Raw genomic sequence first — 17,338 nt, forward strand, 5'->3', positions numbered from 1 at the left:
TTGCTGAAAACAGATTCTTATACCCTCTTTTTCAGGACATAAAACAAAGCTGTCTTGCTAACTATAAAATGTAAGGGTTATTATAGGGAGGGAATTCTATTTTCCTAGTAAAGATGGAGGGGTTTTTCAGTATGAAGAAACTATATACCGGACTACTATTTGTTTTCTTATTATTCCTTTTTGGCTGTACGATAAATGATGAAGAAATTCAGACTGCAACGATAGATCAGACGAAAACATCTTTTGAAGCAAAACCGCCTGCAGCCAATGATAAAAGCGGCTCTATCAGCTATTACTTGCCTGAAGGCTATAAAGCAGAAGCAGGGAAAACAAATAATGTCATTTTTACCAAGGGAGATCAGCAGTACGTTCTCTTTGTGAATGAGAATGAAAAAGAGACGAGCTCTTTTTTCTATGATACTCTTCTTGAGCAATATAAAGATCCGCTAGTAAATGAAACGTTTGAGGACAAAGGCCGTTTTGGCTACATTCTCGTGGATAAACTGAAAGCGGACGACGAGTATGAAGTGTCAGCAGGCATCGGCGGAGTGAAAATGACGACGCAGACTAACAGCAGGGAAGTCGCAGATACGGCAGAACAAATGATGAAAATCGTTTCTTCTGTTTCATTTAAATGAAAAACAGGCCTCTTTCAGACAGGAAGAGGTCTTCTTATTTTCAGCCGGGCTTTTTCTGATAAGTCCCTACAGTGGCAACAGGGACCAGGGTTTGGTATGATTCGGGTGGATGGAATTAGTTCATGTTGGAGGGTTAATAATGGAAAAATTACAATCAATGCAGCAGTATAACGAAGTCATTCAGCAGGAGCGGGTCATTTTCATGTTTTCAGCTGACTGGTGCCCGGACTGCCGGTTTCTCGACCCGATTTTGCCAGAGCTGCAGGAAGAAAACAGCAGCTTTACGTTTTATTATGTAGACCGAGACGAATTTATTGATTTGTGTGCAGACCTTGGCGTTTTTGGTATTCCAAGCTTTGTTGCTTTTCATAAAGGTGCTGAAACAGGCCGTTATGTGAATAAAGACAGAAAAACGAAAGAACAGATTCAGGAATTTATTAATGGACTTTCCTGAGACAGAAGGGAAGATTCTGGGATGAAAATGACTTCAAGAAAAATGGCTGAAACGATTAAAGACCGCTTGAGCCATAAAGCATGGTCCACCCGGTTTGACAGGGAAAAAGATCAGCTCCGGGTTGAAGATGATGAGACGAAAAAAGGACTGACCATTTCGCTTCCGGGGATTATTGCCAAATGGGAAGAGAAAAAAGATACGGCTGTTGATGAGCTTGTGTACTATATTGAAGAAGCACTTACCGTTATGAATCATGAACAGGAATTGACCGGCAAAGAAAAAGGGATCTTTCCGGTTATCAGATCCACATCTTTTCCTGAAGAGTCGTCAGACGGAGTCAAGCTGATTTTTGAAGAGCATACTGCGGAAACAAGAATTTATTATGCCCTTGATTTAGGAAAATCCTATCGTCTGATTGATGAGAAGATGATGGAGCGTGAGAACTGGACGTTCAGCAAGCTGAAAGAGATGGCCAGATTTAATCTCAGATCGCTTGATACGAGCGTAAAAGAGGATCATGTCGCAGGAAATGTGTTTTATTTTCTTAATGCAAACGACGGATATGATGCGAGCCGCCTGCTGAATGAATCGATTCTTGATTCGTTTCATAAGAAAGCGGAGGGAACAATGGCCGTCGCGGTTCCCCATCAGGATGTTCTGATCATAGCAGATGTGCGCAACGATACGGGCTACGATATTCTCGGGCAAATGGCGATGAGCTTTTTTGCCAGCGGCAGAGTGCCGATTACGGCTTTGTCCTTCTTGTATGAAAACCGCGAGCTTGAACCTGTTTTTATTCTTGCGAAGAACCGTGCAAAAAAGGAAGAACAGGACTAAATAGCCAAACTGGAAAATTTGTCCGCTGACTCCCATAAAAAAACGGCTGATACCGTACCATTTATAAAAATGTGAAACGTCACTGGAGATTTTTTCTAGTGGCTTTTTCCGTTTGCGGGGAACAGAATTTCCCGGTCTCTCTTGAAAATGAAATGGTCATTTATCTGAAAAAGATGCGATTACCTGATACAATAGAGGGGTAAGAAAGAAGAAACATTTGAAAGAGTGGTATGCAATGAGTTGGTTTTCAAAAATGATCAATTATTTTACTGGTGAAACAGAAGAAGATAAGCAATTGGAAAAAAGATCAGCCGAAAGCAGGCAAGTACCTGAACAGCTTCCGCCTGTACATAATGCACCGGCTCAAATTAAGCAGCCGGCTGCCAATACGAAAAATGCAGATGCAAAAATCGCCTATCAGTACCCGAAAGGGAATTTTAAATTTCCGGTCATACCCGACCAGCAGAACAGCCGGACAGAACCAAGAAGAAGACCTGCTGCAAAACCGGAAAGGAAAGCTCCCGCTTCAGCAAAAAAGCCGGCAGGGCAAGCTTTAAAAAAAACAGACAGCAAGCCTGTTAAAAAAACGTTCAGTCCGACAGAAATTCCTTCTCCGATTTACGGATACAGATCAAGAGACAACCAGGGTCCATTTAACAGCCGTGTCAGTCAGGACGGCGGACGGGAAGCGGGGACAACGATGTTCCAAAGCTACCAGCAGGAAGCGAAAGCTGCAGAGTCTGTCATTTCAAGGCTCCATCAGCAGAATCATGAAATGCTGAGAAAAGAAGCAGACCGGTTAAAGGCACGTTCCGGGTCTATCCCTGAAGGGGACACATCACAGGACCGCACTGTCATTCCTGCGGTTTACAGAAATAACGAAGTGTCAGCTTTGCAAAAACACCAAAATCATAAACCTGAAACGTTTTCTTTCGGATATCGCAAAGAAGAGGAAAAACAGGAACTGCGTCCTTCTGATCAAGTGAGTGAACAGCCCCAAAGCTTCAAAGAGTCAGCAGCTTCCCTGGCAATGGAAGAGTCAGAACATGAAACACAGTCTAATGTCATTCGTCCTGCAGATCGAGTGAATGAGCAGTCTTCAGCCTTTAAAGTAACAGCTCCTGCTCTATCAATGGAAGAAGTGTCCGAACTGCATGAGCCATCCCAGTCAGGGCAGCCTGAAGAGCCCCATGAGACTGCAGCATCACTTGAAACAATTCCTGCGCTGGAAACAGAGAGGGCAGTTGAAGCAGAAGAAACAGCTGTATCAGAATTAGAATTTGTGCCAGAAATGACATCTCAACCAGAAGAAGAATCTGAACAAGAAGTTTTTGATGAGCCAGAATTAAAATCTGAACAAGAAGTAGAATTCGAACCAGAATTAAAATCTGAACCGGAAGCATCAGAAAACAGAATGCGCCCTGCCTCTCTTTTCCAGGATGTGCAGAATTTGAACGTCCATGAGGAAAACAGATCTTCGCAGAACCCGCAGCAGGAGGCTGACATAGAGCCTTCCGAAGGAACTAAGCCTGAAGCGGGAGAAGTCAAGGAGCAAGCAAGCAGCGGGCACAGGAGGTCAACGGTTCCATTCAATGTGATGATGTTCGGGCGCGATAAGCAAAAAGCTCAAAGAAATCAGAGCGTGCCTGGAGGCTCTGCTTATGCGTTCCCGTCTCTCCAGCTTCTGAACATTCCGCCGAAGGAAATTGTAGATGATACGGAATGGCTGAGAGAGCAGACACAGCTGCTGAATATGACACTTGAGAATTTCAACGTCAAAGCAAAAGTTGTTCACGTGACACAGGGACCGGCTGTAACACGTCTTGAGGTGCAGCCGGAGCCGGGTGTGAAAGTCAACAAAATTACGAATCTGACAGATGACATAAAGCTTAGTCTCTCTGCCAAGGATATCCGCATCGAAGCGCCGATACCAGGGAAGAACCGGATTGGCATTGAGGTGCCGAACAGACACAGCAAAATGGTTTACCTGAGAGAAATTCTGAGAAGTCCCGACTTCATAAACAGCCAGTCGCCGCTTACAGCAGCTCTTGGACTGGATATATCCGGCCAGGCTGTTGTGACCGATTTGAAAAAGATGCCTCATGGACTGATTGCTGGTGCTACCGGCTCAGGAAAAAGCGTCTGCATCAATACGATACTCGTGAGCCTGCTGTATAAAGCTTCACCGCATGAAGTGAAGCTGATGCTGATCGACCCTAAAATGGTGGAGCTTGCTCCGTATCAGAATGTTCCCCATTTAGTCAGCCCGGTCATCACAGATGTGAAAGCCGCTACGGGTGCGCTGAAATGGGCAGTTGAGGAAATGGAACGCAGATATGAACTGTTTGCCCATGCAGGAGCAAGGGATATTTCACGCTACAATGAGCTTGCAGCCAAGCACAATTCAGGTGAACATATGCCTTACTTGGTGATTGTGATTGATGAGCTGGCAGATTTAATGATGGCTGCGCCTGCCGATGTCGAAGAATCCATCTGCAGAATTGCCCAGAAAGCAAGAGCCTGCGGCATCCATCTGATCGTTGCTACTCAAAGACCGTCCGTTGATGTTATTACGGGTCTGATCAAGTCAAATATTCCGACAAGAATTGCCTTCTCGGTTTCCTCCCAAGTAGACTCCCGCACGATTCTTGATGCAGCCGGTGCAGAAAAGCTGCTTGGCAAAGGGGACATGCTGTTCCTTGAAAACGGAACATCTAAGGCAGTCAGACTGCAGGGGAACTTTGTGTCGGATGAAGAAATTGAGCGGGTAGTGGGCCATGTCAGAAATCAAATGAAGCCGGTGTTTTTGTTCGAACAGGAAGAATTAATGAAAAAATCAAGTATTGAGAATGATGAGGATGAGCTGCTTTTAGAAGCATGTGAATACATTGTCGATCAGGGAGGAGCTTCCACCTCCAGTCTGCAGAGAAGATTCAGAATCGGCTATAACCGCGCCGCCAGATTAATGGATATGATGGAAAAGCAGGGCATTATTTCGGAGGCAAGGGGAAGCAAGCCCCGTGAAGTGCTGATTACAGAGCAGGATCTTGAAAGCATACAGGAAAGAAGTGTTTACTGATTCATTTGAAAAGAAGATAATATTTTCAGGGTGAGAAGGTATTATCTTCCTCAATTGGGAAAACTGTTTCTATACAGTTTCCCTCTTTTTCTGCTGTGAAAAACAAATCCCTGAAATCAGGGCAAATTCTTTGAGGGAAAGCCATCAGGGGGCGCAGCGGCCGAATGAGAGCGCGCCATTTTGATTAAGCACTTGCCAAGTTCAAGGATATCGTTTAAGATGCATTGGGCAGGAAAAAATACGATTTGTTTTCATCATTCTTAAAAGCTATGCAGAGAATCTGCAGAATTCAGAATGCTGCAGGCCTGCAATTAAAATACATAACCGCTATCTTATGCAGCCTCCGGTTGCACATTGGGTTAAGAATCATATAATGTCAAACAGATAGACGTTTGTTGGAGGTTCTATTTATGACTGTTTACCATTTTGTTGGAATAAAAGGGACTGGAATGAGCGCCCTGGCACAGATTCTTCATGACATGAACTATGAGGTTCAGGGATCTGACATTGAAAAGCCAATCTTTACACAAAAAGCATTAGAACAGCGCGGAATTAATATTTTCCCATTTTCAAAAGAGAATATCCATCAAGGACTGACGATTATAGCCGGAAATGCGTTTCCGGACACACACCCGGAAATCGAAGAAGCAAAAAATCTCGGTCTTGAGATCATCCGCTATCACATTTTCCTGGGTCAATTCATGGAAAAGTTTACAAGTGTAGGCGTAACGGGAGCACACGGCAAAACGTCTACAACCGGTTTGCTCGCTCATGTGATGCAGGGTGCAAAGCCTACTTCCTTCCTCATTGGAGACGGAACAGGCAGAGGGATGGAAGGAAGCGAATACTTTGTTTTTGAAGCGTGCGAGTACCGCAGGCATTTCCTTTCCTACTATCCGGATTATGCGATCATGACGAATATCGACTTTGATCATCCCGACTACTTCAGCAGCATTGATGATGTTTTTAAAGCGTTCCAGGAAATGGCCATGCAAGTGAAAAAAGGGATTATCGCATGCGGTGATGATGAGCACCTTCAGCATATCCAGGCTAATGTTCCTGTCGTGTACTACGGATTCAGCGAAGAAAACGACTTCCAGGCACGAAATGTCGTCAAATCAACGGATGGAACAAGCTTTGATGTGTTTGTCCGAAACACATTCTATGCTTCATTTAAAATTCCTACGTTCGGAGACCACAGTGTGCTGAATGCTCTTTCTGTCATTGCCATTTGCCACTATGAAGAAATCGATGCAGAGGTCATTCAGGCGCAGCTTCAAACATTTGAAGGTGTAAAGCGCCGGTTCAACGAGAAGAAAATCGGCAATCAGGTTCTGATTGATGACTATGCTCATCATCCGACTGAAATCACGGCAACGATTGATGCAGCCAGACAAAAATATCCGGACCGTGAAATCGTGGCTGTTTTCCAGCCGCATACGTTTACCCGCACACAGTCGTTTCTTGATGAATTTGCAGACAGCCTGAAGAAAGCGGATATGGTTTACCTATGCGATATTTTCGGCTCTGCCCGGGAAAACATCGGAAAGCTGTCGATTCAGGATCTATTGAATAAAATTGATTCAGCAGCCCTGATTGATGAAGAAGAAACTGGCGTCCTTAAAAAGCACGAAGGCGGCGTTCTTGTGTTCATGGGAGCAGGAGACATTCAGAAATACCAGCGTGCCTACGAAAATGAATTAGGTTAAAAAAAAAGCATGAGCCGCGGCTCATGCTTTTTTGTGTGTTTAATGAAATTATAATGAATAAAAGGCTGTGCACAAAATAACAAAGTTATCCTCGGCAAGCGGAAGCGCCTAGATCCTCTGTCAGAACAAATCCGTCATAAAAGTCAAACCCGGACTTTTCCGCCGGGTTCTTATCTGACTATCGGAGCGGGCCTTGTCGCTTCCGCTTTTGTTACTTATTTCAGATTTTCAGGGTTCAGCCCTTTTAGCTCATCAATGACAAAGACGCCGTCTTTTCTGATGAGGACACCGTCAAAATACATTTCTCCGCCGCCGTATTCAGGGCGCTGAATGTTTACCATGTCCCAATGGATATTGGAGTGGTTGCCGTTAAATGCATCATCATAGCATTGTCCAGGCGTAAAGTGGAAGCTGCCGTCAATCTTTTCATCAAACAGAATATCCTGCATCGGATGCTGGATATACGGATTGACGCCAATCGCGAACTCGCCGATATATCTTGCTCCTTCATCTGTGTCAAAAATACTGTTGATGCGTTCTGTGTCGTTTGATTCGGCTTCAACAATTTTGCCGTCTTTAAACGTTAGTTTTACATTTTCAAACGTGAAGCCGTTGTATGGTGAAGGCGTGTTGTACGTAATGGTTCCATTGACAGAATCGCGGACCGGCGCCGTATAAACCTCGCCGTCAGGGATATTCATTTCTCCTGCACATTTAACGGCAGGTATGTCTTTAATGGAGAAAACGAGATCAGTTCCGGGACCTGTAATTCTCACTTCATCCGTTCGGTTCATCAGTTTGACGAGCGAGTCCATCGCCTCATCCATTTTGCCATAGTCGAGATTGCAGACATCAAAATAGAAGTCTTCAAATGCTTCCGTGCTCATTTTCGCAAGCTGGGCCATAGAAGCGTTTGGATAGCGGAGGACAACCCATCTTGTTTTAGGAACGCGGATATCACGGTGAACCTTTTTGCCGACAGTCCGGCTCTGGAGCTTCATCTGAGCATCAGGCACATCTGCATGTTCATTAATGTTGTCACCTGAACGAAGCCCGATATAAGCATCCATTTTGCTCATCACATTTGCTTCAAAATCGGCCATCATGCTGTATTGCTCTTCCTGTCCTCCCATGAGAAGGGCACGGTCCACCTGCTGATCCTTGAGGGATACAAACGGATATCCTCCTGCAGCGTAGGCTTCTTGAACAAGAGCCGTAACGAGCTCTCTTTGCAGACCGAAATTTTCAATAAGTACTTTCTCGCCTTTTTTCAGTTTAACTGAATAATTGATCAGGTTTTTGGCGAGTGTTTGAATGCGGGGATCTTTCATTGTTCTTCCTCCTATGTAAACAAATAACCGGCACAGCCTTTATTGTAACCGATGTTTTAAAAAAGAGTTAAAATTTTTAGTGAAAATTGAAAAACTCGGTCATAATAGGAGAGGAATCCGGTGTGTTTTGTAGAATACTAGGTGTATGAAAAATTCATGTTTATGATTTGTTTCTTAAGGGAAACAGTTACTATCGCTTATTTGGAGGTGCTGAAGTTGGAAATTATTTTATACTTAGCTGTTGCACTCATTGCAATTGCATTCACAGTTCTTGTCGTGTTCCTGTCGAAAACGCTGAAGGCGCTGTCGGCTACTTTGAACAATGTAGCAGGCACACTGGAAGGCCTTGAAAAACAGGTGCAGGGTATTACCCTTGAAACGACTCAATTGCTGCATAAGACCAATGCTTTGGCAGAAGACATTCAGGAGAAATCCGAAAAACTGAATACAGTTGTATCCGCTGTTCAGGGTGTCGGATCATCCCTGCAGAACTTCAATGATTCTGTTCAAAAGGTAGCCGTTTCTGTCGGCACAAACCTTGAGAAAAATCAGGATAAAATCAATCAGGTCGTCCAGTGGAGCAACGTCGCCATGGATGTCTGGAACAAATGGAAGATCAAAAAAGAAGTTCGAGAACAGCAGAAGTACCCGACTATATGAACCCGTTTCAAAAATATAGAAGAATCACAATAGGGAGGAATTTATCATGAGCAAAGATGGAATCAACAGTAAAGATTTTCTGATCGGAACACTTGTTGGAGGGATTGTGGGTGCAACAACCGCCCTTTTCCTTGCGCCAAAATCAGGTAAAGAACTTCGTGATAATATTGGAGAACAGGCTGTCATTGTAAAAGAAAAAACAGGTAAAATCACAAACGACGCCCTTGAAAAAGGCAACGAGTTTGCTGCGATTGCAAAAGAAAAATCAGCCACCCTTTCACAGGCTGTGACTGACCAGTCTTCACAGATCATGAGCAAAGTCCGTGATCTAAAAGCATCCAAACAGCAAAACGACGAGCAGACAGAGGACGAAATCAGACTTGCTCCTGAAGCAGCCGATGAGCCTCAGCTGAATGCGGAAGTACAATCGCCGGTAAGCCCGGCAGCGGCTCCAACTGCCGGAACAACGCCACATTCAGAAGAGCTTAAAAAACAAGTGAACAAAGAGATTGAGGAAGCGAAAAAAGAAGAAATCAATAAGTAAGCTTCCTGAAATAGAAAAAACAATCGGCAGCTTAAAGCCGATTGTTTTTATTTTGTCATTTATTCGTATAAAATGTAGGTAAAACCAGTGGAGGCCTAAAATCATGCCAAAAGTAAAAATTGATACAGTAGAAGACTTCCAGAAAATAACCGAGCAGGAAGGTGCATTCCTGTTTTTTAAAAACAGCTTGACGTGCCCGATTGCCCAGGCCGCCTTTTCTGAGTTCTCCGCGTTTACAGAAGGGAACGATTCCATTCCCGCCTATTACTTGAATGTGCAGGAAGCAAGACCCCTTTCCAACTATATTGCCGAAACATACGGAATCAGGCACGAATCGCCACAGGCCCTTCTGTTCAAGGACAAGCAGGTTGTCTGGAACGAATCACACTGGAAAATCACAGCAGACTCCCTCAAGCAGGCTGCAGGAAACTAACAGAAGAAAGCGGAGCCGTTCAGCCGGCTCCGCTTTTCTTGTTGTCCAGCTCCACCTCCTAGCTCCTCTGTCAGAACAAAATCCCCCAAAAAGTCAAAACCGGACTTTTCGGGTGATTTCTTTTCTGCCTGTCGGAGCTAAGCAGTCGGCTCCGCTTTTCTTGTTGTCCAGCTCCACCTCCTAGCTCCTCTGTCAGAACAAAATCCCCCAAAAAGTCAAAACCGGACTTTTCGGGTGATTTCTTTTCTGCCTGTCGGAGCTAAGCAGTCGGCTCCGCTTTTCTTATATCCACTTTATACTCAGCCTATCTCCTGGAGAGAGCTCTTCATGGAAACTTGTTTCCTGTTCATTTTTCAGCAGGAGGAAGCGCTTGTTCGTCTGAGCGGGGAATGTGACGTCCACAGCTTTGAACACATCCTGGAAGATGAAGTTGCATGCCTGCTGTTTTTGAATTTTTAAGTCATCGCCGCTTCGTATTTCATCTGATAAGGACAGCAGGTTTCCTCCTCTGTATACGTGGAGGAGCATTTTTTTAATGACAGTGGGCTCTTGATTATAGAAAATGGTGATGGATTCATAGGCATCCATTTCAAGAGCAGAAAGCACCTGGCCCAGAGTTGGCCTTTTTTTGCGGACGGCAGCTATCTGATCCCATTCTTTGAATGAGGAATCCGGGTGTGCTTTTTCATGGTTTATCGTGATCTTTCCTGAGAATGCGTCCAGATGGACTAATCGCCCGTCAACAGACAGGCAGAAGGGCGTGCATCTTGACGCGTCCTGAAAAAGGTCCATGACTTTGTCAGGGAACGTATATGTAATCACATCCCTGTCAGCGACCGGGTCATTGGGTTCAGCCGGTGTTCCATTTTTTAAGAGCTTCGCTTGGACTGCGACTTGCTCGCCGTTTAAAATGATTTTCTTCTCCGGGACAACATCGATCAAATCTGAAATGACGACAGGGAGGGAGTGGCCGTCCTTCCCTTTTTGAATCGTTATTTCATCCCCGTTCTGAAGTTCTTCATCTACTGAACAGCGCCTGCCGTTTTTGCAGATGACGGGTGCTTCGCCGTAGGTGCCCGGAACGGTCACAGAGCGGCCGTTGATTGATACAAAATAGGCAAGTCCGGGTTTGCCGTAATAGCCTGACAGCTGAATGCCGGATGACAGCAGGCTGTCAGAGACGGTCCGCTTTTTCATCTGAAGAAGTCTCACTTTCTGTCCGTTGACACTGACACTGACATAATGAATCGGATTGATGCTTGAAGTAATTGCGATGCCGATCGGCGTCACAAGCTCCGGTCCTTTTCCCAAGCTCTCTGAAAGATGAAGCTGCTGGATTGCTTCAATCCCTCTAATGGCAATGCGGTCTTCAGGCAGCGACAATTGTTCTGCAAGCAGGGCCGGCAGTCCCGGAGTCAAGCTGCCTCCCCCGATCAGCATGACAGCTCTTGGAGGCTTTCCGCTGTTGAGGGAGAGGATTTCTTCTTTTATTAATTTCGAGAGACGGGAAGCGGCAGGCTGTATGGAGGCAGCCGCTGCTTCTTTTGAAACACTTTTCTCATAGCCGAGGATATCCTTAAAACGGATGATCTGTGACGTATTAAGATCTCTTTTCACCCGTTCTGCTTCATGAAAATCAAGCAAATATTCGTCTGAAACAGCTTCTGTAATCGCATCTCCTGCTGCCGGCACCATTCCGTATGCGGTAACCGTGCCTTCACTTGTAATGGCAATGTCAGATGTGCCTGCCCCAATATCAACCAGAGCCACGTTGAGCCTTCTCATAGATGCCGGTATCAGCACATTGATGGCTGCAATCGGTTCAAGCGTCATGGCAAGCATTTCTAAGTTTGCTCTTTTTAAAGCGGCCAGGAGAGACTCTGTTACAACCTTAGGCAGAAAGGTAGCTATAATCTCGACAGATGCGGTGTGACCCTGCTGATCGAGCAGGCTGCCGATCTCCTGCTGATCAAGCTTATAGGAAATAACAGAGTAGCCCACGCAGTCATAGCCTGCCATGCCTGTTTCTTTCAGCGCGATTTCCTGCTGGGCAAGTTGAACGGCCATTAATTCAAGCTGGGAGACTGCCTCAGCTTCCAGAATAGGTTTTCCTTTTATATCAATGGATGCTTCTGCACGAAGGGTTTTAAGCGCTCTTCCTGCTGCGGCAACGCAGACTTTCGTCAGAGGTCCATGTTTTTTTTCAAGCTTTTCTTTTACGGACACAATGACTCTGGCAACAGCTTGAATATCGTGGATCTGTCCGTCGAGCATTGAGCGCTCATTATGTTCTTCTATGACGGCATCAATGATTTCAAACACGCCGCTGCGCCGAGAGAGAAGCAGTCCCACGACTGAACGCGTGCCGATATCGAGTGCGAATGTATGGTCAGCTGCTTTCATGAACAGCACCTCTTTCATTTATTCTTATCTACTTTATCGGCTGATTTCGAAAAAACATCAGCCGTGCGTCATACAGACTCCTGAAAAAGACAGTAAAAACAATCGCCCAAACGCTTTATTGCTTAAAAGCGTTTAAATGTTAAAGAAAAATGCGTGACAACAGGATTGTTTTTGTATATAATTATCACTAATTACAAAAGAAAATGATTACTATTTTCTTTTCAGTGCATAATGCATCTGCTTTGAATACGGACAGATGCTTGAATAAGATGCATGTACAAGCCGGTTTGCCGGTTTCTATAAAAACGGGAAAGGATGAGTCAGATGAGTAACGCCGAGTTAGAAGCATTGCGAGAGAGAGCAGAAGAGATTAATCTGCAGATATTACAGCTGATTAATGAGCGAGGAAAGTTAGTACAGGATATTGGTAAAGCCAAGGAAGCGCAGGGCGTTAATCGATATGATCCTGTCCGTGAACGAAGAATGCTTAACAAACTGAAAGAAAACAATGACGGGCCTTTCGAGGATTCCACCATTCAGCATATATTCAAAGAAATCTTTAAAGCGAGTCTTGAGCTTCAGGAAGACGACCACCGCAAAGCCCTTCTTGTTTCACGCAAAAAGAAACCTGAAGATACGATCGTGGATGTAAAAGGAGTTAAAATCGGAGACGGCAGCCAGGTGCTGATTGCCGGTCCATGCGCAGTTGAAAGCTATGAGCAGGTTGCTGCTGTTGCAGAAGAAGCCAAAAAACAGGGTGTACGCCTGCTTCGCGGCGGTGCGTTCAAACCGCGCACAAGCCCTTATGATTTCCAGGGTCTTGGTGTAGAAGGCCTGAAAATCTTGAAACGCGTTGCCGATGAGTACGATATGGCTGTCATCAGTGAAATCGTCAACCCGGCGGATATCGAGATTGCGATTCAATACATTGATGTCATTCAGATCGGTGCACGCAACATGCAGAACTTTGAGCTGCTGAAAGCTGCCGGTGCCGTTAACAAGCCTGTGCTCCTGAAGCGCGGTCTTGCGGCAACCCTTGATGAATTTGTAAATGCTGCCGAGTACATCATTTCACAGGGGAATGACCAGATTATTCTTTGTGAACGCGGCATCAGAACGTATGAAACAGCAACACGCAACACGCTTGATATTTCAGCGGTCCCTATTTTGAAACAGGAAACGCACTTGCCGGTACTTGTGGATGTGACGCATTCAACAGGACGCCGCGATTTGCTTATTCCATGTGCAAAAGCTGCACTTGCAATCGGAGCAGACGGCGTAATGGCAGAGGTTCATCCGGACCCGGCGGTTGCACTGTCAGATTCGGCCCAGCAGATGGATTTCGATCAGTTTGCTGATTTCATGAATGAAATTAAACCTTTAATTAAAGTTAAAGCATAAACAACCTGTTCAGGGTGCCTCGGAGGAGAGAATTCTTTAATCCGCACGGCACCCTGATTTTGTTTTGCTTGCAACATCACCATGTTTTATTTATGATAGAAAACAGTGCTGTTTACGAAAAACTTTGCTCATTTATGAACAAATACGGTTATATTGCGTAAAAACGCTGTAAATTGATTGCTTACGTTTTCATAGTATCGTATCATTATGTACATATAAATTCATAATGATGACATGTTACTTTCAATAATTGTAAATGCTAACTATACATATAGATGGATTTCGAAGGAGTGTAGGAAAATGAACAATATTACGATTTACGATGTAGCCCGCGAAGCGAATGTTTCCATGGCTACAGTATCAAGGGTTGTAAACGGCAATCCGAATGTAAAACCGACAACGCGCAAAAAGGTGTCTGAAGCCATTGATCGTCTCGGCTACCGCCCAAATGCCGTTGCACGGGGACTTGCCAGCAAGAAAACAACGACTGTAGGGGTTATCATTCCTGATATCTCAAGCACTTTTTATGCAGAACTTGCCCGCGGAATTGAAGATATCGCAACTATGTACAAATACAATATTATCTTGAGTAATTCAGATCAAAACCGCGATAAAGAACTTCACCTGCTGAACACGATGCTTGGAAAGCAAGTAGACGGAATTGTCTTCATGGGCGGAAATATTACAGACGAGCATGTGGAAGAGTTTAAGCGCTCCCCTGTACCGATCGTTCTTGCTGCCTCTGTTGATGTAAATGAAGTGACGCCTTCAGTAAACATCAACTATGAGCAGGCATCTTTTGATGCTGTGTCCATGCTGATTGAAAAAGGCCATAAGCGCATCGGTTATGTAACAGGACCAATGGAAGAGCCGATTAATAAAGAAATGAAAATGAAGGGCTACCTCCGTGCATTATCAGAAGCAGGCATCGATGCTGATGAAGCGCTGATCACAGAGGGTGACTACACGTATGATTCAGGCCTTGAGGCGTTTGAGAAAATCAATGAGCTGTCTGATAAACCGACTGCCATCTTTGCGGGTACAGATGAAATGGCGCTTGGAGTTGTACATGCCGCTCAGGACCTTGGCTATGTGATTCCAAATGATATTGAAATCATCGGATTTGACAACACGAAGCTTGCATCAATGGTCCGCCCTAAGCTGACAACCGTTGTTCAGCCGACTTATGACATCGGAGCTGTAGCTATGCGTCTGCTGACAAAGCTGATGAACAAAGAAGAAGTGGAAAATCACATTGTTGAGCTTCCGCACCGCATTGAAATCAGACAATCGACAAAATCATAATTAAAAGGCATGAATCCCTGCGATTCATGCCTTTTTTAAGGTTTAAAGAGAGTGCCTGTCTTTCGTTTTGTTCTGACGGATCGGAAAAAGAGCTTTAGCGGTCGTCTGCGCATTTTTCTCTTCGATTTCAAGCTTTCTCGGGATGGCTTTATAGTCATCCTTGGAATCGTGCCAGAAGGAAGGAAGTGTGACAGGTGCTTTAGACTGCCACTGTTCAATCCACTCGATAGGAAGATTTCCTTCTGCAGGCAGATTCTTCATCTGAAGCCAGATCATCGCCCATGCCCTTGGGACAACTCTCCAAATGTCATACCCGCCGCCGCCGACGGCAATCCATTTACCTCCGCAGTACTCATCAGCAATTTCCTGAGCCAGCTTAGGAATTTCTTTGAAAATAGCGGTTGTTGTCGCGAAATGGGTAAGAGGATCATAAAAGTGAGCATCTGCCCCGTTTTGGGTAAGAATCACATCAGGCTTAAAGAAAGCGGCAACCTCCCGGATAGACTGCCTGTAGGCATCCATCCAGGATTCATCTTCAGTAAAGGCATCAAGCGGTACATTAAACGAATACCCGTAGCCCTGTCCTGCGCCGCGCTCGGTCACATTGCCTGTCCCAGGAAATAAATAGCGTCCGGTTTCATGAATGGACAGGGTGCAGACGGAAGGGTCATCGTAAAAAGTCCACTGCACGCCATCTCCGTGATGAGCATCTGTATCGATATACAGCACTTTCGCCTGATACTTTTTCTGAATGTACTTAATCGCAACAGAACTGTCGTTGTATATGCAAAATCCGGAAGCCTTGCCGCGGAAGCCGTGATGAAGCCCGCCCCCAAGATTCAAGGCTCTTTTGGATTTTCCTTCCATAACGTGCTCGACTGCTGCAAGCGTGCCTCCGACAAGAAGTGCTGCGGCATCGTGCATACCCGGAAAAATAGGTGTATCTTCCGTTCCGATCCCGTAATTCATTGCCTCTTTTTGATCCAGTTCTCCCGCTCCTGCCTTTTTTACAGCTTCTATGTACTTTTTGTCGTGAACGAGTGCAAGCTCTTCATCTGTGGCCATTCTCGGAGCTGCAAGCTCATCATCAGACAATGCATTCATCTTTTTCAGCAGGTCATAGGTCAATTCAACTCTCAGCTGGTTGAACGGGTGGTCCTGGCTGAATTTGTACTGCTGAAAAAGAGGGGAGTAGATGAAGATATTTTCTTTCATGACGAAATCCCCGGTACATTAGGCCACAGAACAGTATAGCCTTCTTTATCAAGCTCCTCAATTAAAGGCATCGGATTCATTGTCTGAACTCTGAAGACGAGGATCTTAAACCGTTCGTCCTGATCAGGATAAACGAGCACACTCGATATATTCACATTGTGTCTGCTGAAAACAGCTGCTGCTTCTGAAAGAACTCCTGATACGTTCGGAACTTTTACTTCAATCTGAGAGCCGGGCTGGTCAGCTCCTGTCAGCTGAACAAATGTATGGAGAAGATCCGTTTCGGTCACAATCCCCACTAGCTTTCCGTGTTTGATAATAGGCAGACAGCCAATTTTATGCTCATAGAAAATAGACGAGATTTCTTCAACAAAATCAAGCGGATGTCCGGTAATCGCATCTGTTTTCATAATGGATTTAAGCGGTTTATTCAAGGTTTCCCTGTCATTGGTCAGTTCGAATATGGAAGGGCTCGCATCCTTTATGTCCCTGTCTGAAACGATGCCTGCGAGCATATCGTTTCCTGACACAATAAGAATATGGCGGATCCGGTGTTCAGCCATTTTTTCGATGGCTTCAGCAATGGTTGCATCCGGCGGAAGCGTAACGACGTTTTTATTCATGATTTGTTCGACGATCATTCTTATTACCCCTTTGTTTTAAAGCATGAACGAAACATATCAGTACATAAAGCGGTTTTTGAATCTCAATTGGTCAAACTGCTGAACGGAGTCCTGATCGACTCTTTTTCCGATTTTTGCCATCAGGCAGTTTGCAGGATGAGAGCTGATTTCAGGTTCATCTGTCGCATACCATTCAAGGCCGCCTGCATTCATCATCTTCTCCATGACTTTCCTGTATTCCCATACATTCAGTCCGGTTCCTTTTAAATCCCAGTGCCAATAGTACTCGGTTGTAATGGTGATGTAATCCTCCATGGCATCATCCATCATCGAAACTCTCAGAAGGTTTTTTCCCACAGAGAAGCCCCGGAATTCAGGTATGACTTCAATCGCACCGAGTTCAATCAGATTTTCCATCTTTCCTTCTGACCATCTCTCAAGAGGGTCAGGATACAAATATGTAACATACCCGACAATGGTATGGCGATTTCTTGCAATGATAATCCGGCCTTCCGGAAGTCCCGCTATTTCGATCAGCGCCCTGTGCTGCTGCTCAGGCTGCCTGAAAGCCACCAGATCCTTGTGAAATTCAAGTCCCGCCAGTTTTTCAGGCTTAATGGGTCCCTCTATAATAAGGGGGCCAAACGGAGTTTTAATCTCTTTTGCGTTGTACGTTTTCGGGTGTTCCATTCATTCACCGCCTTTT

Annotated in this window: 15 protein-coding genes; 10 read left to right on the forward strand and 5 right to left on the reverse strand. The window is 45.0% G+C overall.

Annotation, left to right across the window (positions count from 1 at the left end; all coding sequences use genetic code 11):
* Positions 1-131 precede the first annotated feature (131 nt).
* The 5 genes from ACTSEZ_RS12840 to murC all read left to right on the forward strand — a co-directional run bounded on the left by ACTSEZ_RS12840 (position 132) and on the right by murC (position 6,717).
* Positions 132-638: a hypothetical protein gene (locus ACTSEZ_RS12840; protein WP_029278947.1), complete on the forward strand. Its 507-nt coding sequence runs from the start codon at positions 132-134 to the stop codon at positions 636-638.
* 139 nt (positions 639-777) lie between these two features.
* Positions 778-1,092 (forward strand): thioredoxin family protein, encoded by a 315-nt coding sequence (locus tag ACTSEZ_RS12845; protein ID WP_369734583.1) that lies wholly within the window; start codon positions 778-780, stop codon positions 1,090-1,092.
* Between the two features lie 21 nt (positions 1,093-1,113).
* Positions 1,114-1,929, forward strand: coding sequence for a DUF1444 domain-containing protein (locus tag ACTSEZ_RS12850; RefSeq protein WP_369734584.1), 816 nt, complete (start codon positions 1,114-1,116; stop codon positions 1,927-1,929).
* 235 nt (positions 1,930-2,164) lie between these two features.
* Positions 2,165-5,008 (forward strand): DNA translocase FtsK, encoded by a 2,844-nt coding sequence (locus ACTSEZ_RS12855; RefSeq protein WP_369734585.1) that lies wholly within the window; start codon positions 2,165-2,167, stop codon positions 5,006-5,008.
* 410 nt (positions 5,009-5,418) lie between these two features.
* The gene (murC, locus tag ACTSEZ_RS12860; RefSeq protein ID WP_369734586.1) at positions 5,419-6,717 is read left to right on the forward strand and encodes a UDP-N-acetylmuramate--L-alanine ligase; all 1,299 of its coding nucleotides are present in this window, start codon (positions 5,419-5,421) and stop codon (positions 6,715-6,717) included.
* A gap of 215 nt (positions 6,718-6,932) precedes the next feature.
* Here murC and ACTSEZ_RS12865 read toward each other — a convergent pair whose 3' ends face one another.
* On the reverse strand, positions 6,933-8,048 hold the full coding sequence (locus tag ACTSEZ_RS12865; RefSeq protein ID WP_369734587.1) for an aminopeptidase: 1,116 nt from the start codon (positions 8,046-8,048) through the stop codon (positions 6,933-6,935).
* 216 nt (positions 8,049-8,264) lie between these two features.
* Here ACTSEZ_RS12865 and ACTSEZ_RS12870 point away from each other — a divergent pair, with 216 nt between their 5' ends.
* From ACTSEZ_RS12870 to ytxJ, 3 genes are all read left to right on the forward strand, one after another.
* Positions 8,265-8,708: a DUF948 domain-containing protein gene (locus tag ACTSEZ_RS12870; protein WP_369734588.1), complete on the forward strand. Its 444-nt coding sequence runs from the start codon at positions 8,265-8,267 to the stop codon at positions 8,706-8,708.
* Between the two features lie 46 nt (positions 8,709-8,754).
* Positions 8,755-9,252, forward strand: a complete 498-nt coding sequence (locus tag ACTSEZ_RS12875; protein WP_369734589.1) for a YtxH domain-containing protein — start codon at positions 8,755-8,757, stop codon at positions 9,250-9,252.
* A 103-nt stretch (positions 9,253-9,355) separates the two neighbouring features.
* Positions 9,356-9,685 (forward strand): bacillithiol system redox-active protein YtxJ, encoded by a 330-nt coding sequence (ytxJ, locus tag ACTSEZ_RS12880; protein ID WP_369734590.1) that lies wholly within the window; start codon positions 9,356-9,358, stop codon positions 9,683-9,685.
* 282 nt (positions 9,686-9,967) lie between these two features.
* Here the strand turns inward: ytxJ and ACTSEZ_RS12885 are convergent, their stop codons facing one another.
* A complete protein-coding gene (locus ACTSEZ_RS12885) occupies positions 9,968-12,088 on the reverse strand; it encodes a cell division FtsA domain-containing protein (protein ID WP_369734591.1) in 2,121 nt (706 codons plus the stop codon).
* A gap of 324 nt (positions 12,089-12,412) precedes the next feature.
* Between ACTSEZ_RS12885 and ACTSEZ_RS12890 the strand changes: the two genes are divergently transcribed.
* Together ACTSEZ_RS12890 and ccpA are read left to right on the forward strand one after the other, a co-directional pair.
* A complete protein-coding gene (locus ACTSEZ_RS12890) occupies positions 12,413-13,489 on the forward strand; it encodes a bifunctional 3-deoxy-7-phosphoheptulonate synthase/chorismate mutase (protein WP_029278965.1) in 1,077 nt (358 codons plus the stop codon).
* A 234-nt stretch (positions 13,490-13,723) separates the two neighbouring features.
* On the forward strand, positions 13,724-14,794 hold the full coding sequence (gene ccpA, locus ACTSEZ_RS12895; RefSeq protein WP_369734592.1) for a catabolite control protein A: 1,071 nt from the start codon (positions 13,724-13,726) through the stop codon (positions 14,792-14,794).
* Between the two features lie 42 nt (positions 14,795-14,836).
* Here the strand turns inward: ccpA and ACTSEZ_RS12900 are convergent, their stop codons facing one another.
* From ACTSEZ_RS12900 to ACTSEZ_RS12910, 3 genes are read right to left on the reverse strand one after another with little or no spacing between them, the layout of a single operon-like run.
* Positions 14,837-16,009, reverse strand: a complete 1,173-nt coding sequence (locus ACTSEZ_RS12900; protein ID WP_369734593.1) for an acetoin utilization protein AcuC — start codon at positions 16,007-16,009, stop codon at positions 14,837-14,839.
* Positions 16,006-16,650, reverse strand: a complete 645-nt coding sequence (locus ACTSEZ_RS12905; protein ID WP_369734594.1) for an acetoin utilization AcuB family protein — start codon at positions 16,648-16,650, stop codon at positions 16,006-16,008. Before ACTSEZ_RS12905 ends, ACTSEZ_RS12900 begins: the two co-directional genes overlap by 4 nt.
* A 39-nt stretch (positions 16,651-16,689) precedes the next feature.
* Complete coding sequence (locus ACTSEZ_RS12910; protein WP_369734595.1) at positions 16,690-17,322, reverse strand: GNAT family N-acetyltransferase; 633 nt, start codon at positions 17,320-17,322, stop codon at positions 16,690-16,692.
* Between the last annotated feature and the right edge of the window lie 16 nt (positions 17,323-17,338).

This window comes from Metabacillus mesotrionivorans, from assembly GCF_052171315.1.
GTDB lineage: Bacteria > Bacillota > Bacilli > Bacillales > Bacillaceae > Bacillus_P.

Bases quoted from the DNA above. Each gene is read 5' to 3' on its own strand.
- ACTSEZ_RS12840 (WP_029278947.1), top strand. From the start codon at position 132: ATGAAGAAACTATATACCGGACTACTATTTGTTTTCTTATTATTCCTT.
- ACTSEZ_RS12845 (WP_369734583.1), top strand. From the start codon at position 778: ATGGAAAAATTACAATCAATGCAGCAGTATAACGAAGTCATTCAGCAG.
- ACTSEZ_RS12850 (WP_369734584.1), top strand. From the start codon at position 1,114: ATGAAAATGACTTCAAGAAAAATGGCTGAAACGATTAAAGACCGCTTG.
- ACTSEZ_RS12855 (WP_369734585.1), top strand. From the start codon at position 2,165: ATGAGTTGGTTTTCAAAAATGATCAATTATTTTACTGGTGAAACAGAA.
- murC (WP_369734586.1), top strand. From the start codon at position 5,419: ATGACTGTTTACCATTTTGTTGGAATAAAAGGGACTGGAATGAGCGCC.
- ACTSEZ_RS12865 (WP_369734587.1), bottom strand. From the start codon at position 8,048: ATGAAAGATCCCCGCATTCAAACACTCGCCAAAAACCTGATCAATTAT.
- ACTSEZ_RS12875 (WP_369734589.1), top strand. From the start codon at position 8,755: ATGAGCAAAGATGGAATCAACAGTAAAGATTTTCTGATCGGAACACTT.
- ytxJ (WP_369734590.1), top strand. From the start codon at position 9,356: ATGCCAAAAGTAAAAATTGATACAGTAGAAGACTTCCAGAAAATAACC.
- ACTSEZ_RS12885 (WP_369734591.1), bottom strand. From the start codon at position 12,088: ATGAAAGCAGCTGACCATACATTCGCACTCGATATCGGCACGCGTTCA.
- ACTSEZ_RS12890 (WP_029278965.1), top strand. From the start codon at position 12,413: ATGAGTAACGCCGAGTTAGAAGCATTGCGAGAGAGAGCAGAAGAGATT.
- ccpA (WP_369734592.1), top strand. From the start codon at position 13,724: ATGTTACTTTCAATAATTGTAAATGCTAACTATACATATAGATGGATT.
- ACTSEZ_RS12900 (WP_369734593.1), bottom strand. From the start codon at position 16,009: ATGAAAGAAAATATCTTCATCTACTCCCCTCTTTTTCAGCAGTACAAA.
- ACTSEZ_RS12905 (WP_369734594.1), bottom strand. From the start codon at position 16,650: ATGATCGTCGAACAAATCATGAATAAAAACGTCGTTACGCTTCCGCCG.
- ACTSEZ_RS12910 (WP_369734595.1), bottom strand. From the start codon at position 17,322: ATGGAACACCCGAAAACGTACAACGCAAAAGAGATTAAAACTCCGTTT.